This window comes from Allobosea sp. 05L423 (assembly GCF_056397745.1).
Map to the genome: position 1 here is coordinate 104,135 of NZ_JBFTOA010000012.1, position 14,947 is coordinate 119,081.

Genomic DNA, 14,947 nt, shown 5'->3' on the forward strand with positions numbered 1-14,947 from the left:
ACCCGCAATCCCCTCCGGCCTGCGATGCCTCGCGAAGCCCCCGGTCGGAAGGGACGCGGGGAGAATAGGCATGGGGCGGAGCAGCGGGGATAAGTTTGCCTGCAATCGGGAGCGTCATGCCCGGGCTTGACCCGAGCATCTCATGCCGAAAGAGGCTCCTGCGCCGTCACGTCCGGCGATTCCCGGGCCTCCGCTACGCTTCGCCCGAGAATGACGTAGGTGCCCCTACTCCGCCGGATGCGGGTGCGCCCCGTGCGCCTCGTCATGCGCGCCGTGGCGCGAGCCGTGGACCTTGCGGGCCAGGTAGCTGTAGGCGACCGGCACCACATAGAGCGTCAGCAGCGTGCCGAAGGTCATGCCGCCGACGATGACCCAGCCGATCTGCGAGCGGCTTTCCGCGCCCGCGCCATGGGCGATGGCGAGCGGCACCGCGCCGAGCACCATCGCGCCCGTGGTCATCAGGATCGGCCGCAGGCGCAGCTCCGCCGCCTCCACGAGGGCGTCGATCATCTCCTTGCCCTCCTCGCGCAGCTGGTTGGTGAACTCCAGGATCAGGATGCCGTGCTTGGTGATCAGGCCGACCAGCGTGATCAGGCCGATCTGGCTGTACACGTTCATCGTCCCGCCCGTGTAGTAGAGCGCGGCGAGCGCGCCCGTGAGCGAGAGCGGCACCGAGACCATGATCACGATCGGATCGACGAAGCTCTCGAACTGCGCCGCCAGCACCAGATAGATGAAGCCGAGCGCCAGCAGGAAGACGAGGAAGATGCTCGCGCCCGACTGCTTGAACTCGCGGCTCTGGCCGGAATAATCGACCTGGACCGAGGACGGCAACACGCGGGCCGTCGCATCCTCCAGCACCTTGAGCGCGTCGCCGAGCGAGTAGCCGGGCGCCGGCAGCGCCGTGATCGTGGCCGAGCGCAGCTGGTTGAAGCGGACCAGCTCCTTGGGCGCGACGGTCTCCTCGATCCTGACCAGGCTCGACAGCTGCACCACGGCGCCGCTGCGGCCCATCAGATAGATCGATTGCAGCGCCTGCGGCGTGTTGCGCTCCGAACCGGCGACCTGCAGCATCACGTCGTACTGCTTGCTGTTCATGTTGAAGCGCGTGACCTGGCGCCCTCCGAGCAGCGTCTCCATGGTGCGGCCGATGACATCGACGCCGACGCCGAGGTCGGCAGCGCGCTGCCGGTCGATCGTGACCCGGATCTGCGGCTTGTCGAGAATCAGGTTCGTCTCGACGTTCGAGAGCGCCGGAGAGTCGGCGACCTCCCGCATCAGCTGATCGACATAGCTCTTGAGCTGCGCATAGCTCTCCGAAGAGCGCAGCACGAACTCCACCGGCTTGCTGTTGGCGTTGCCCTGGCCGAGCGAGGGCGGGTTGTTGGCGAAGAGGCGGATGCCGGGGATCTGTCCGAGCTCGCGGGTAATGTCGGCGACGAGATCCTGCTGCTTGCGCTCGCGCTCCTCCCAGGGCTTGAGCCGGGCAATGGCGATGGCACGGGTCACGTCGGGGAAGCCGACGATGACGAGATAGGTATCCACCTCCTGGAGCTTGCTGAAATACTCCTCGACCCGCCGGGCGTAGCTCGCCGTGAAGGACATGGTCGCCCCTTCCGGCGCGACGCCGATCACGTTGATCGTGCCGCGATCCTCGACCGGCGCCAGCTCCGCGCGCAGATGCGTGAAGAAGTAATAGCCGCCGCCGGCGACGCCGACCGCGAGCAGGACGATGAGCGGGCGCACCGTCAGGGCGGCGCGCAGCGAAGCCTTGTAGCCCCGCGACAGCCCCTGGAAGCCACGCTCCAGCACGTTGTACAGCCAGCTATGCTTGTCGTGGTGGCGCAGGAGCTTGGCGCACATCATCGGCGTCAGCGTCAGCGCGACGAAGCCCGAGACCAAGACCGCGCCGGCGAGCGTGAGCGCGAACTCGATGAAGAGCTTGCCGGTGCGGCCGGTCGAGAACGCCATCGGCGCATAGACCGCCACCAGCGTCAGCGTCATCGCCACCACCGCGAAGGCGATCTCGTTGATGCCGCGGATCGCCGCCTTGGTCGGCTCCAGGCCGTCCTCGATATGGCGGTGGACGTTCTCCAGCACCACGATGGCGTCGTCGACGACGAGGCCGATGGCGAGCACCATCGAGAGCAGCGTCAGCGTGTTGACGGTGAAGCCGAACGCATACATCAGCGCGAAGGAGCCGATCAGCGAGACGGGGATCGTCACCAGCGGAATCAGCGTCGCCCTGAGCGAGCGCAGGAAGACGAAGATGATGAGGACGACGAGGACGATCGCCTCGATGATCGTCTGGAACACCGCCTTGATCGAGCGGTCGATGAAGATCGAGCTGTCGTAGGAGACCGCGATCGACATGCCGTCGGGCAGATCCTCGATGATCCCCGGCAGGGCGGCGCGCACGCCGGACGAGACGTCGAGCGGGTTCGCGGTCGCCTGCTTGACGATGCCGACCGTCACCGAGGGCGAGCCCTTGAACCAGGCCGCGTTGCGCTCCTCGAGCGCGCCGAGCTCGACGCGCGCGAGATCCTTCAGCTTGATCGGGAAGCCGGCGGCATCCTTCACCACGATCTCGCGGAACTGCTCCGGCGTGACCAAGCCGGTCTGCGACAGCACGGTGAACTCGCGGTCGCTGCTCTCGATCCGGCCCGACGGAATCTCGATGTTCTGGGCGCGAACCGCCGCCTCGATCTGCTGGACGGTCACGTCATAGGCCGAGAGGCGCGAGCGATCGAGCCAGATGCGCATCGCATATTGCCGCTGGCCGAGGATGCGGACCTCGGCGACGCCCGTGATGTTCTGGACGCGCTCGGCGATGAAGCGATCGGCAAAGTCGGTCAGCTCGAGCGGGCTATGCCGCGTGCTGGTCAGAGACAGATAGAGGACCGGCTGCGAATCCGCCTCGACCTTGGCGATGATCGGTTCGTCGATCTCTTCCGGCATGCGCCCGCGCACACGGCTGACGCGGTCGCGCACGTCCGACGCGGCGACATCGGGGTCGATGTCCGGCCGGAAGCGCACCGAGATCTGGCTGCGTTCCTGGCGGCTGGCCGAGGAGATGATCTCGATGCCCTCGATGCCGGCGATCGAGTTCTCCAGGATCTGCGTGACCTGGGTCTCGATGATCTCGGCCGAGGCACCGCGATAGATCGTCTGCACCGAGACGATCGGCTCGTCGATATTCGGATACTCGCGGACGGTCAGGCGGCCATAGCAGACGATGCCGATCAGCATCACCAGCAGGCTCAGCACCGTCGAGAGGACGGGCCTGCGGACGAAGAGTTCGAAGAGGCTCATCAGAGCTGGCTCGTCTGGACAGGCTTTTCCTTGATGGAGATGGTGCTGCCGTCACGCAGCCGCATCTGACCGGCGGTGATGATCTGCATGCCGGGCTTCAGCCCGCTGACCACCTCGACCTTGCCGGGCAGCCGCTTGCCGAGCTCGACCGCGACGCGGCGCGCCTTGCCGTTCTCCGCCACGTAGATCATCTTGCCGACACCGTCCGGGACCACCGCCATCTCGGGGATGATCATGGCGTTCTCGCGCTGGTCGACCGTGATCGACAGCCGGGCGAAAAGGCCGGGCTTCAGGGCGAGGTCGCCGTTCGGAACGTTGGCGCGCAGGCGGATCGCGCGGCCGTTGACGTCGACGACCGGGTCGATCGCGAAGATCTGGCCCGTGAAAGTCCGGTCCGGAACGGCATCGACGCGCACCTGGACGGGCTGGCCGACCTTGACGCGGCTCAGATAAATCTCCGGCACCCGGAAATCGACCTTGATCGGGTCGATGCTGGTCAGCACGATCAGCGGCTTGCCGACGGAGACATAATCGCCGATGCCGACCGAGCGCAGGCCGACGACGCCGCTGAACGGCGCGACGATGGTCGATTGCGCGAGCTTGGCCTTGGCAAGCTGGACGCGCGCCTCGCTGGAGGCGAGCCGCGCCGTCGACTCGTCGAGCGCGACCTGCGTGCCCGAGCCGCGCTGCACCAGCGCCCTCAGCCGCTCGTTGGTGTCGCGCGCCAGCCCGAGATCGGCCAGCGCCTGCTTCAGCTCGGCATCGAGGATGGCGGTATCGAGCTTAACCAGATCCTGACCGGCCTTGACCCGCTCGCCCTCCTTGAAGCCGAGAGCGACGACGCGGCCGGCGATTTCGGAAGCGATGATCACGGATTCATCCGCGGCGAGCGTGCCGAGAGCCTCGACCTCCTCGTTGACGGTCATCGTCTCGACGGAAGCCACCTCCACCGGCACGGCGCGCGGCCCGGAAACGGCGCTGGCCTGGGCCTGCTGCGTGCCGGCACGCTGGTTGCGGTAGGCGTAATAGCCGCCGCCGGCGAGCGCCGCGACCACGACGAGGAGAACAAACCGCTTCATAAGACTGGACGCTCCGATACCGCGCGACTATCTTAGACTGGACAGTCTAGTTTGATAAGAGGCCACCTGCGCGGGGGAGCATGGCTGATACCCCTCTCCGCCGTCACCGGGCGACCTCTCTCAACGAACCGGCAGACGCCGAGGCAAGACCCGTGCCGAAACCCCTCCGGCGAAACGGCACCAAGACCCGCCTGCTCGACTCCAACCAGACCGAAACGAACCCGGCCAAATCCCCTTCCGCCGAACGCGCGCGCCCCGACAAGCACGACGCCATCACCCGCGCTGCCGCCGAAACCTTCCTCGCGGAGGGGTTCGAACGCGCGAGCCTCGACCAGATCGCCCATCGGGCCGGTGTTTCGAAACAGACGATCTACAGCCATTTCGCCGATAAGGAAGCGCTGTTCAAGGCGATTTGTGCCGGCCTCACGGAAACGTTGACTCTGCCGCTCGAGCAGGCGTCGCCCGCCGCCGATCTGCGCAGCGCCCTGGTGCGCCTGGGCGAGGACATGCTCAAGCTCATGCTGCGCCCGGCCTCCCTCGATCTGCACCGGCTGGTGGTCAGCGCCTCGCCGCGCTTTCCCGAGCTCGGCCGCGTCGCCTATGAGGCTGGCGCCAAGAGAATGAGCGCCGCGATCGTGACGCTGCTCATCGAACGGTCACGCGTCGGCGACGGCGTCGCCCGCCCGCTCGGCCTCGCCGAAGCTGATCTCCTCGCCGAGCAGTTCGTCGGCATGCTGCGCGGCCTGCATCAATTGCGCGGCCTTCTCGGGGTCAAGCCGATGCCGGCCGCCCAACGGAAAGCCTATGTGCGCGCCTGCGTCGATGCGCTGCTGAACTCGCTCTGATAAGGCCTTCGGGGCCGCCCAACCGCGCTTTCGGCCACTGTCACGCCGCTGTCATCAGCGGCCGCTAGCTCTCGTCGCCATGGAGACGCGTTGCCCCCCCGGCTTGGGCCGGACGGGGCTGCGCTCATGCCCGCATCGTGCGCGAGAACCCACCACATGCTGCGTATCGAAGGTCTGACCAAGCGCTTTGGCGACAAGAACGCTGTCGACAATGTCTCGCTGTCGATCCCGAAGGGAGAGATGGTTGGCGTGATCGGCAGGTCCGGAGCCGGCAAATCAACCCTGCTGCGCATGCTGAATCGGCTGGCCGAGCCAACCTCCGGCCGGATCGCCTGCGAGGAGCAGGAGGTCACGGCGCTGAAGGGGGCCTCGCTGCGGCGCTGGCGCCGTGACACGGCGATGATCTTCCAGCAGTTCAACCTCGTCGGCCGCTTGGACGTGCTGACCAATGTGCTGCTCGGGCGCCTGAACCACCGCTCCGCCGCCCTGACCCTGGTCAAGAGCTTCTCGGAAGACGACAAGATCCGCGCCATTGCGGCGCTCGAGCGTCTCGATATGGGGCATCTGTTGGCACAGCGCGCCGAGACCCTGTCCGGCGGCCAGCAGCAGCGCGTCGCCATCGCCCGCGCGCTCGTCCAGGAGCCGCGCATCATCCTCGCTGACGAGCCGATTGCCTCGCTCGACCCGCGCAACACCCAGGTCGTCATGGACGCGCTGTTCCGCATCAATCGCGAGGACGGCATCACCGTGATGTGCAACCTGCACGACCTCGACATCGCTGCGAAGTATTGCGACCGGCTGATCGGCATGTCGGCCGGCAAGGTGGTGTTCGACGACGTGCCGCAGGCGCTGACCCGCGAGGTCGCGGCCGAACTCTACGGCATCGAGGCCAAGGATGCCGGCGCCGAGGCGCTGGATGCGCTCGACGCCATCGCCGCCTCCGAAGCGAAGCGCGCGCGCCAGAAGATCGCCTGACAAGCGAAGGATCGCCGGCGCTGCCGGAGGCCGCCGCTGCGAGAAGACCAGCCCGACAGCAACCAGGAGCAGACCCAATGCTGACCCGTCGCCATACCCTCAAGCTCGCTGCCGCCGGCCTCGCGGCCGCCGCTGCCCCGGCCTTCGCCCAGGACTGGAAGGCGAAGTATCCGGAGCTCGTCTTCGCGATCATCCCGGCAGAGAATGCTTCGGGCGTCGTCGAGCGCTACACCCCCTTCGTGAACTACCTCGCGAAGGAACTCGGCACCAAGGTGACGCTGCGCATCGCCAATGACTACGCCGCGATCATCGAGGGCCAGCGCGCCGGCAACATCCATATCGGCATGTACGGCCCGGCTTCCTTCGCCCGCGCCCGCATGACCGGCGCCAAGGTCGACGCCTTCGCGATCGAGACCAATCTCGACGGCACCAAGGGCTATCATTCGGTCTTCTACGTGAAGAAGGACTCGCCCTACCAGAAGGTCGAGGACCTCAAGGGCAAGAATCTCGGCCTCGTCGATCCGAACTCCACCTCTGGCAACAACGTGCCGCGCTTCGTCCTCAACCAGATGAAGATCGAGCCGGAAACCTTCTTCTCCAAGGTCGTCTACACCGGCAGCCACGAGAACGCGGTCATCGCGCTGCAGCAGGGCACCGTCGACATCGCCGCCAACTGGTGGAACGACGAGCAGGAATCCAACCTGCAGCGCATGGCCCGCAAGAACATGGTCAAGGCCGACGACTTCCGGATCATCTACAAGTCCGAGCAGATCGTGAACTCGCCGATGGCCTACCTCACGGACCTGCCTGATGACCTCAAGGCGAAGATCCGCGACGCGGTGCTGAACCTCGCCACCAAGGACAAGGCCGCCTTCGACAAGATCTATGAAGGCAAGCAGGGCCCGCTCGTCGCCGTCGACAACAAGGCCTACGACCCGATCATCGAGCTCAACAAGTTCGTCGACGACCTGCGGAAGAAGAAGTCGTCGTAAACAGCACGCACGCGCGCCGTCATGGTCGGGCTTGTCCCGACCATCCACGTCTTCCCTGCCTTTTGCAGCTTTCAAGACGTGGATGCTCGCCACAAGGGCGAGCATGACGGTTGCGGCGCGACTTGGCGCCCTCTCCGGTAACGGACGCTCATGACCCTCGCGATCGACCGCAACGACCCGGCCATCCGGGCCCATGCCGAGACCTATCGGCAGGCGGCCGTGGCCAAGCGCCGGCAGGCCTTGATCGGCGCCGCCGTGTTCATCGTCTGCGTCCTGCTCGCAGCGCGGGGCTCGGAAGTCGATCTCGCCAAGTTCGCCGAGAACATCCACCGCTTCCCGAAATACATCTTCGAGACGCTGCCGACGCTGCGCCTCTCCAGCCTCGGCGCCGACCTCGCCGAGTGGTACTGGGGTCTGAAGGGCTGGCTGAAGCTGCTCTGGCAGACCATCCTGATCGCCTATGTCGGCACCGTGCTTGGCGCCGTCGGCGCCTTCCTGTTCTGCTTCGCCGCGGCTGCCAATCTCGGCCGGTCCGCCTGGCTGCGCTTCGCGGTCCGCCGCTATCTCGAATTCTGCCGCACCGTTCCCGAGATCGTCTTCGCGCTGATCTTCGTCATCGCCTTCGGGCTCGGCCCGCTGCCCGGCGTGCTCGCCATCGCCATCCACACCATGGGCGCGCTCGGCAAGCTCTTCTCCGAGGTGGTCGAGAACATCGACCTGAAGCCGGTCGACGGCGTCACCGCCGGCGGCGGCAGCTGGTGGCAGATCGTGCGCTTCGCCGTCGTGCCGCAGGTGCTCTCGAACTTCGCCAGCTATGCGCTGCTGCGCTTCGAGATCAATGTCCGCGGCGCCTCGATCATGGGCTTCGTCGGCGCCGGCGGCATCGGCCAGGACCTGATCGAGGCCATCCGCAAATTCTACTTCACCGACGTCAGCGCCATCCTGCTGCTCATCATCGTCACGGTGATGCTGATCGACTACGGCACCGAGCGGCTGCGCCACGCCCTCCTCAGCCTGGAGCATGGCCGATGAGCCTCGCCTTCACCCCGGCCGAGCGCGCCGATATCCTCACCCGCCACCAGGCTGCGATCCGCGGCTCGCTCAAGACGAAGCTCGCCACGATCGGCACCATCGTCGCCCTGCTCGGCCTCTTCCTCTACGGGCTGACGACGCTCGAGACCTCGCTCTGGAAGATACTCGCCGGGCTCGGCAATCTCGGCTCCTTCGTCGCCCTGATGCTGCCGCCCAATCCCGGTTCCTGGACCCGCGCGCTGATCTTCGTGCAGGCGCTGTTCGAGACGATCGCCATCGCCTTTCTCGGCACCGTTCTGGCGGCGACGCTCGCTTTGCCCTTCGGCTTCCTCGCGGCCCGCAACGTCGTCGCCAACCGCGTGGTGCACTTCCTTGCGCGGCGCTCGCTCGACACGGTGCGCGGCGTCGATGCCCTGATCTGGGCGCTGATCTGGGTGAACGTCGTGGGCCTCGGCCCCTTCGCGGGCATGCTCGCGATCATGACCAGCGATCTCGGCGCGTTCGGCAAGCTCTATTCGGAGGCGATCGAGGCGGCCGACCGCAAGGCGGTCGAGGGCGTCGCCTCCGTCGGCGGCGGGAAGGCGCATGAGATCCGCTTCGGCCTGCTGCCGCAGGTGCTGCCGGTGATCGCGAGCCAGGTGCTCTATTTCATCGAGTCGAACACCCGATCCTCGACGATCATCGGCATCGTCGGCGCCGGCGGCATCGGCCTCTATCTCGCCGAGACGATCCGGACGCTGGAATGGCAGCAGGTTTCCTTCCTGATCCTGCTGGTCCTGGCCGCAGTCTCGGCCATCGACTTCCTGTCAAGCAAGCTGCGCTTCGCCATCATCGGCAAGCGGGCGAGGTGAAGCCCCTACCGTCATTCTCGGGCGCAGCGAAGCGAAGACCCGAGAATCTCTCGCCGGAAGAGGCGCCCAATCGTCCTGAGATGCTCGGGTCAAGCCCGAGCATGACGGAGCCCTTCAATCCCCGAACGGCTCGATCACCATTTCCACGCGCTCGGCGGCGAAGACGCTCGCGACGAGATGCACCGGCGTCAGGTCCGGCAGCGCATCGACCGCCGTCGAGATCATCACGGCAGCCTCGGGCGCGATCTCGAGCAATTCCGCCTCGCGCTCATCGGCGAGCCGCGCCGTCAGGCGCGTCGACAGGCGGACATAATCCGTGATGCCATAGATCTTGAAGGCAGCCGTGATCGAACCGGCCGCCGCGCGATAAGCCTTGTCGAAATCGGGAAAGCGCTCGACCGAGAGCCAATGCGTGCCCGTGCCCATCGGCACGCCGTCGGCAAGGCTCACGCCGCGCACGCACCAGAGCGGCGTCCCGGTCTTCAGCTTGAGCGCAGTGCAAGCCGCTGTCTCGCCGACGACCACCTCGGCCGAGAGCATGCGGCTGGTGCCGGTGATGCCGAGCCTGCCCATATTGGTGCGCATGCTGACGCGCCGGCCGATCGGATAGGGCAGGCGCGGCGCCGTCACCTGCGTGCCGCGGCCGCGCGAAACCGTCACCAGCCCCTGCTCGGCGAGATGGCGGAACGCCTGCCGCACCGTGTGGCGATGCACGCCATAGCGCTCGGCCAGCGCGACCGAGGCCGGCAGCGTATCGCCGAGCTTGTACTCGCCACGCGTGATCGCCTCCGCCAGTTCGTCGGCGATGCGTCGCCAGGCCGTACCGCCATCCTTTTCCGCGAGTGCTGCGTCCGTCATCAAAATTTCATCCGAAAAGTATAGACCTTTGTCATCAACTCCCCTAGCATAGTCTAGACATTCGGAACTGACCAGCGAGCCCGCGCCGATGAGCCAGAAGACCCCGAGACAAAGCTGGATGGCGACGCTGGCGCGCGCCTCCCGCGCCGAGATCGAAAGCCTGCTCGGCGATCCACCCAACCATGACGTGCTGAAGGCGCCGGAAACCGGCACCGTGATGGTCGAGGGCCGCGCCGGCGGCGCCGGGCGCCGTTTCAACCTGGGCGAGGCGACCGTGACGCGCTGCGTCGTGCGCCTGTACAATGGACGGATGGGCTTCTCCTATGCACTCGGTCGCGACGGCCGGAAGGCAAGGCTCGCCGCCCTGCTCGACGCCCGCCTCCAGGACGAGGCCGAGGGCAGCGATCTGCATCGGGACGTCGCCACGCTCGCCGCGCAGCAGGCATCGGCCCGCGACCTCGCCTCGCGGAAGGCCGCGGCGACCAAGGTCGACTTCTTCACGCTGGTGCGGGGCTCGTGATGTCGGCACAGGGCATGATCGCACCCGGCTTCTCCGAACCGGTCTTCCAGTCACAGGCCGCCTTCCGTGCACTGCTCGCCGCCCTCTCCGAGCCTGGCACGCTGCAGCGCGTGGCGGCCGAGATCACGCCGCCGGAAGGCCTGGCGACCGCGACGGCCACAGCGCTGCTGGCGCTCGCCGACTACGAGACGCCGGTCTGGCTGTCGGAAGCCCTGCGCAACGGCGCGGCCGGCGCCTGGCTGCGTTTCCATTGCGGCGTGGCGCTGGTCGACGATCCCGCGAAAGCCGCCTTCGCCGTGATCGACGGCGCGGCGGGCGAGCCCAGCCTCTCCGCCTTCAATCTCGGCACCGACCAGTTCCCGGATCGCTCGACCACCGTGATCGTGCAGGTCGCGGCGCTGGAAGGCGGCCCCGCCATCACGCTCGCCGGCCCCGGCATCCTCGGCTCGCGCGATATCGCGCCGCAGGGCCTGCGCCCCGGCTTCGTAGAAGAGCTGCGCGAGAACGGCGCGCTCTACCCGCTCGGCGTCGATGTCCTGCTCGCGCATGGCGAGGGCCTGATCGGCCTGCCGCGCTCGACGCAAATCGAGGAGGTTCGCTGATGTATGTTGCCGTCAAAGGCGGCGAGGCCGCCATCCTCGCCACGCATGATCTCGTCGCCGAAGCCCGCCGCGGCGACCCGGCCGTGCCGGAAATCAGCGTCGCCCAGATCCGCGAGCAGCAAGCGCTGGCCTGCGCCCGCGTCATGAACGAAGGTTCGCTCTACGATCAGGACCTCGCTGCTCTCGCGCTGAAGCAGTCGCAGGGCGACGTGATCGAGGCCGCCTTCCTGATGCGCGCCTATCGCACGACGCTGCCGCGCTTCGGCTCTTCCGAGCCGCTCGACACCGCCGCGATGGCGATCCGCCGCCGCGTCTCCGCCACCTATAAGGATCTGCCCGGCGGGCAGGTGCTCGGGCCGACCTATGACTACACGCATCGGCTGTTCGACTTCGCGCTGATGGACTCCCCTGCCGAGATGGCCGGGCTCGACCGGGCCATCTCGGGACGGGAAGGCGCCGGAGCCTCCGTGTCGGGAGATGCTCGGGTCAAGCCCGAGCATGACGGTCTGAAAGCCCCGCTCGACGCTCGCATGCCGCGCGTGCCCGACATCCTCGGCGCAGAAGGGCTGATGGAGGCGGAAGTACCGCCGGAGGGCGATCCGCGCCCCTTCGATCTCACCCGTGACCCCGTCTCCTTCCCGGCCGATCGCGACGTGCGCTTGCAATCCATGGCGCGCGGCGACGAGGGCTTCCTGCTCGGCCTCGGCTACTCCGTGCAGCGCGGTTTCGGCGGCTCGCATCCCTTCGTCGGCGAAGTCCGCGTCGGCGAGGTCGCGGTCGAGTTCGTGCCGGAGGAGCTCGGCTTCGCGGTCGATCTCGGCGACGTCACGCTGACCGAATGCCAGATGGTCAACCAGTTCCAGGGCTCGAAGGAAGTGCCGCCGCAGTTCACGCGCGGCTACGGCCTCGTCTTCGGCCATAGCGAGCGCAAGGCGATGTCGATGTCGCTGGTCGACCGTGCCTTGAAGGCGCGCGATTTCGGCGAAGCCGCCAACTATCCGGCACAGCAGGACGAGTTCGTCCTCTACCATGCCGACAATGTCGAGGCGGCCGGCTTCGTCGAGCATCTCAAGCTGCCGCACTATGTCGATTTCCAGGGCGAGCTCGAACTGATCCGCCGCATCCGCCGGGAGCGCGAGGAGCGGCTTGCACGGGAACAGGAAGCCAAAGAGCCTGATACGATGCCGGAGGCTGCGGAATGACCATCCATCAGATGCCGGCGGACGATGCAAAGCCGGCTTATAACTATGCCTATCTCGACGAGCAGACCAAGCGGATGATCCGCCGTGCGCTGCTCAAGGCCGTCGCGGTGCCCGGCTATCAGGTGCCGTTCGGCTCACGCGAGATGCCGCTGGCCCGCGGCTGGGGCACGGGCGGCATCCAGATCACCGCCGCGATCATTGGCCCGGCCGATACGCTGAAGGTGATCGACCAGGGCGCCGACGACACCACCAACGCCGTCTCGATCCGCAAGTTCTTCGAGCGTACGGCCGACGCCCGCACCAGCGAGGTGACGGAGGAAGCGACGATCATCCAGACCCGCCACCGCATCCCGGAGGCGCCGCTCAAGGCCGGGCAGGTCATGGTCTATCAGGTGCCGACGCCGGAGCCGCTGCGCCGACTGGAGCCGCGCGAGGCCGAGACCCGCAAGATGCACGCCTGGGCCGAATACGGGCTGATGCAGGTCAAGCTCTACGAGGACATTGCCCGCTATGGCGAGATCACCAAGACCTATGACTATCCGGTCATGGTCAACGGCCGCTACGTGATGGCGCCCTCACCGATCCCGAAATTCGACAACCCGAAGATGCATATGTCGCCCGCGCTCCAGTTGTTCGGCGCCGGCCGCGAGAAGCGCATCTACGCGCTGCCGCCCTATACCAGCGTGCGCAGCCTCGATTTCGAGGATCATCCCTTCCGCATCCAGAGCTGGACCCAGCCCTGTGGGCTCTGCGACGCGGGCGACAGCTATCTCGACGAGGTCGTGATCGACGACCAGGGCGGGCGCATGTTCGTCTGCTCCGACAGCCATTACTGCGAGACCCGCCGGGCGGAAGGCCATCGCGGCACGATGCTGGGCGATGCGGCCGCGAGTGGCCTGGTCGATCAGCCGTCATTGCGAGGCGGCGAAGCCGACGAAGCAATCCAGGGGAACGTAGAGCGCTACGATACCGGATTGCTTCGCTCCGCTCGCAATGACGGGCAGGGAGACGCCCAATGACCATCCATATTCCGCTCCGCGAAGCCGACCTCGAGCCAGCGCCCCTGCTCTCGGTCGCCAATGTCAGCCGCTTCTATGGCGAGCGCATCGGCTGCGCCGACGTCTCATTCGACCTCTGGCCGGGCGAGGTGCTCGGCATCGTCGGCGAATCCGGCTCGGGCAAGTCGACCCTGCTGCGCTGCCTCGCCGGCATCGACAAGCCCGACGCGGGCGAAGTGCTGTTCCGCGGCGGCAGCGAGCCGCTCGACATCTACTCGGTCTCCGAACAGGAGCGCCGCCGCCTGATGCGCACGGCCTGGGGCATCGTCCATCAGAACCCGCGCGACGGGCTGCGCATGGATGTCACCGCAGGCGGCAATGTCGGCGAGCGCCTGATGGATCGCGGCGACCGGCATTACGGACAGATCCGCGAGCGCGCGCTCGACTGGCTCCAGCGCGTCGAGATCGCAGGCGCCCGCATCGACGACCGGCCGCGCCAGTTCTCCGGCGGCATGCAGCAGCGCCTGCAGATCGCCCGCGTGCTGGTCTCGGAACCGCGCCTCGTCTTCATGGACGAGCCGACCGGTGGCCTCGATGTCTCCGTGCAGGCCCGCCTGCTCGACCTCTTGCGCGTGCTGGTGCGCGATCTCGGCCTCGCCGCGATCATCGTCACGCATGACCTCGCCGTCGCGCGTCTCCTGACCGACCGTTTGATGGTGATGAAGGACGGCCACGTCGTCGAGCAGGGCCTGACCGACCAGGTCCTCGACGATCCGCACCACGCCTATACGCAGCTTCTCACCTCGGCGGTGCTGAGTGTGTGAGGAAGGTAGAGCGTCATTCTCGGGCGGAGCGCAGCGCAGACCCGAGAATCTCATGCAGGAACGGGCGCCCCTCTTTCCTGAGATGCTCGGGTCAAGCCCGAGCATGACGAGCCCTCGCCCGTCACACCCTCGTCACCTCGCCGGCACAAGGCACTGACCCCATGACCACGATGATTCAGGTCGAGAACGTCGCCAAGACCTTCACCCTGCACAACCAGGGCGGAGCGCGGCTGCCCGTTTTCGACAACGTCAATTTCCATGTCGAGGCCGGCGAGGCGCTGGTGCTGGCCGGCGCGTCCGGTGCCGGCAAGTCGAGCCTGCTGCGTATCCTCTACGGCAATTACAGGCCGACGAGCGGCGCGATCCGCATCACCCATGGCGGCCGGCCCGTCGACATCGTCGCCGCCGTGCCGCGCACCGTGCTCGACATCCGCCGCCGCACGCTCGGCTTCGTTTCGCAGTTCCTGCGGGTGATCCCGCGCGTCTCGACGCTCGACATCGTCCGCGACCCGCTGCTGGCGCGCGGCGCCACGCCGGAGACCGCGACCGAGCGCGCCAAGGCCATGCTCGCCCGGCTGAACCTGCCGGAGCGGCTCTGGAACCTCGCGCCGGCCACCTTCTCCGGCGGCGAGCAGCAGCGCGTCAACATCGCCCGCTCCTTCGTCGACCCCTCCGCGATCATGCTGATCGACGAGCCCACCGCCTCGCTCGACGCCGCCAACCGCGATGTCGTCGTCGACCTCATCGCCGAGGCGCGCGCCGCCGGCTCCGCCATCGTCGGCATTTTCCATGACGAGGCGGTTCGCGAACGCGTCGCGACGCGCTATCTCGACATCACCGCTTTCCGGAAGGCCTGA

14 protein-coding genes are annotated in these 14,947 nt (G+C 67.1%); 11 read left to right on the top strand and 3 right to left on the bottom strand.

The genetic code is table 11. The annotated features are described in order from the left end of the window. Window positions 1–225 precede the first annotated feature (225 nt). Window positions 226–3,312, bottom strand: a complete 3,087-nt coding sequence (locus tag AC1DNE_RS21990) for an efflux RND transporter permease subunit (RefSeq protein ID WP_441472325.1) — start codon at window positions 3,310–3,312, stop codon at window positions 226–228. Beyond that, a complete protein-coding gene (locus AC1DNE_RS21995; RefSeq protein WP_476766960.1) occupies window positions 3,312–4,391 on the bottom strand; it encodes an efflux RND transporter periplasmic adaptor subunit in 1,080 nt (359 codons plus the stop codon). Before AC1DNE_RS21995 ends, AC1DNE_RS21990 begins: the two co-directional genes overlap by 1 nt. 152 nt (window positions 4,392–4,543) lie before the next feature. On the opposite strand from AC1DNE_RS21995, the gene AC1DNE_RS22000 reads away from it, so the two are divergent. The 5 genes from AC1DNE_RS22000 (at window position 4,544) to phnE (AC1DNE_RS22020) (ending at window position 9,086) form a co-directional block, all read left to right on the top strand. Then, entirely contained in the window at window positions 4,544–5,236 is a 693-nt protein-coding gene (locus AC1DNE_RS22000; RefSeq protein ID WP_476766961.1) for a TetR/AcrR family transcriptional regulator, read from the top strand. Between the two features lie 156 nt (window positions 5,237–5,392). Then, window positions 5,393–6,211, top strand: a complete 819-nt coding sequence (phnC, locus tag AC1DNE_RS22005; protein WP_441472322.1) for a phosphonate ABC transporter ATP-binding protein — start codon at window positions 5,393–5,395, stop codon at window positions 6,209–6,211. Between the two features lie 77 nt (window positions 6,212–6,288). Next, complete coding sequence (phnD, locus tag AC1DNE_RS22010) at window positions 6,289–7,203, top strand: phosphonate ABC transporter substrate-binding protein (protein WP_441472321.1); 915 nt, start codon at window positions 6,289–6,291, stop codon at window positions 7,201–7,203. Window positions 7,204–7,353: 150 nt separating this feature from the next. Further along, entirely contained in the window at window positions 7,354–8,235 is an 882-nt protein-coding gene (gene phnE / locus AC1DNE_RS22015; RefSeq protein WP_441472320.1) for a phosphonate ABC transporter, permease protein PhnE, read from the top strand. Continuing rightward, window positions 8,232–9,086 (top strand): phosphonate ABC transporter, permease protein PhnE, encoded by an 855-nt coding sequence (phnE, locus tag AC1DNE_RS22020; RefSeq protein WP_476766962.1) that lies wholly within the window; start codon window positions 8,232–8,234, stop codon window positions 9,084–9,086. The genes phnE (AC1DNE_RS22015) and phnE (AC1DNE_RS22020) overlap by 4 nt, the downstream gene beginning before the upstream one ends. Before the next feature lie 114 nt (window positions 9,087–9,200). Here the strand turns inward: phnE (AC1DNE_RS22020) and phnF are convergent, their stop codons facing one another. Next, window positions 9,201–9,944, bottom strand: a complete 744-nt coding sequence (phnF, locus tag AC1DNE_RS22025) for a phosphonate metabolism transcriptional regulator PhnF (protein ID WP_441472318.1) — start codon at window positions 9,942–9,944, stop codon at window positions 9,201–9,203. Window positions 9,945–10,032: 88 nt separating this feature from the next. Between phnF and phnG the strand changes: the two genes are divergently transcribed. The 6 genes from phnG to phnL all read left to right on the top strand — a co-directional run bounded on the left by phnG (window position 10,033) and on the right by phnL (window position 14,947). Next, on the top strand, window positions 10,033–10,464 hold the full coding sequence (gene phnG, locus AC1DNE_RS22030) for a phosphonate C-P lyase system protein PhnG (RefSeq protein WP_441472317.1): 432 nt from the start codon (window positions 10,033–10,035) through the stop codon (window positions 10,462–10,464). Continuing rightward, entirely contained in the window at window positions 10,464–11,066 is a 603-nt protein-coding gene (gene phnH / locus AC1DNE_RS22035; protein WP_441472316.1) for a phosphonate C-P lyase system protein PhnH, read from the top strand. The genes phnG and phnH overlap by 1 nt, the downstream gene beginning before the upstream one ends. Continuing rightward, window positions 11,066–12,268 carry a carbon-phosphorus lyase complex subunit gene (locus AC1DNE_RS22040; protein WP_441472315.1) on the top strand — a complete coding sequence of 401 codons (1,203 nt, stop codon included), beginning with the start codon at window positions 11,066–11,068 and terminating at the stop codon, window positions 12,266–12,268. The genes phnH and AC1DNE_RS22040 overlap by 1 nt, the downstream gene beginning before the upstream one ends. Beyond that, entirely contained in the window at window positions 12,265–13,287 is a 1,023-nt protein-coding gene (locus tag AC1DNE_RS22045) for an alpha-D-ribose 1-methylphosphonate 5-phosphate C-P-lyase PhnJ (protein ID WP_441472314.1), read from the top strand. Before AC1DNE_RS22040 ends, AC1DNE_RS22045 begins: the two co-directional genes overlap by 4 nt. Next, on the top strand, window positions 13,284–14,090 hold the full coding sequence (phnK, locus tag AC1DNE_RS22050; protein WP_476766963.1) for a phosphonate C-P lyase system protein PhnK: 807 nt from the start codon (window positions 13,284–13,286) through the stop codon (window positions 14,088–14,090). The genes AC1DNE_RS22045 and phnK overlap by 4 nt, the downstream gene beginning before the upstream one ends. Window positions 14,091–14,251: 161 nt before the next feature. Further along, the gene (phnL, locus tag AC1DNE_RS22055; protein WP_441472312.1) at window positions 14,252–14,947 is read left to right on the top strand and encodes a phosphonate C-P lyase system protein PhnL; all 696 of its coding nucleotides are present in this window, start codon (window positions 14,252–14,254) and stop codon (window positions 14,945–14,947) included.

Bases quoted from the DNA above. Each gene is read 5' to 3' on its own strand.
- phnK (WP_476766963.1), top strand. From the start codon at position 13,284: ATGACCATCCATATTCCGCTCCGCGAAGCCGACCTCGAGCCAGCGCCC.
- phnL (WP_441472312.1), top strand. From the start codon at position 14,252: ATGACCACGATGATTCAGGTCGAGAACGTCGCCAAGACCTTCACCCTG.
- phnF (WP_441472318.1), bottom strand. From the start codon at position 9,944: ATGACGGACGCAGCACTCGCGGAAAAGGATGGCGGTACGGCCTGGCGA.
- phnC (WP_441472322.1), top strand. From the start codon at position 5,393: ATGCTGCGTATCGAAGGTCTGACCAAGCGCTTTGGCGACAAGAACGCT.
- phnH (WP_441472316.1), top strand. From the start codon at position 10,464: ATGTCGGCACAGGGCATGATCGCACCCGGCTTCTCCGAACCGGTCTTC.
- AC1DNE_RS21995 (WP_476766960.1), bottom strand. From the start codon at position 4,391: ATGAAGCGGTTTGTTCTCCTCGTCGTGGTCGCGGCGCTCGCCGGCGGC.
- AC1DNE_RS22040 (WP_441472315.1), top strand. From the start codon at position 11,066: ATGTATGTTGCCGTCAAAGGCGGCGAGGCCGCCATCCTCGCCACGCAT.
- AC1DNE_RS21990 (WP_441472325.1), bottom strand. From the start codon at position 3,312: ATGAGCCTCTTCGAACTCTTCGTCCGCAGGCCCGTCCTCTCGACGGTG.
- phnE (WP_476766962.1), top strand. From the start codon at position 8,232: ATGAGCCTCGCCTTCACCCCGGCCGAGCGCGCCGATATCCTCACCCGC.
- phnD (WP_441472321.1), top strand. From the start codon at position 6,289: ATGCTGACCCGTCGCCATACCCTCAAGCTCGCTGCCGCCGGCCTCGCG.
- phnE (WP_441472320.1), top strand. From the start codon at position 7,354: ATGACCCTCGCGATCGACCGCAACGACCCGGCCATCCGGGCCCATGCC.
- AC1DNE_RS22045 (WP_441472314.1), top strand. From the start codon at position 12,265: ATGACCATCCATCAGATGCCGGCGGACGATGCAAAGCCGGCTTATAAC.
- phnG (WP_441472317.1), top strand. From the start codon at position 10,033: ATGAGCCAGAAGACCCCGAGACAAAGCTGGATGGCGACGCTGGCGCGC.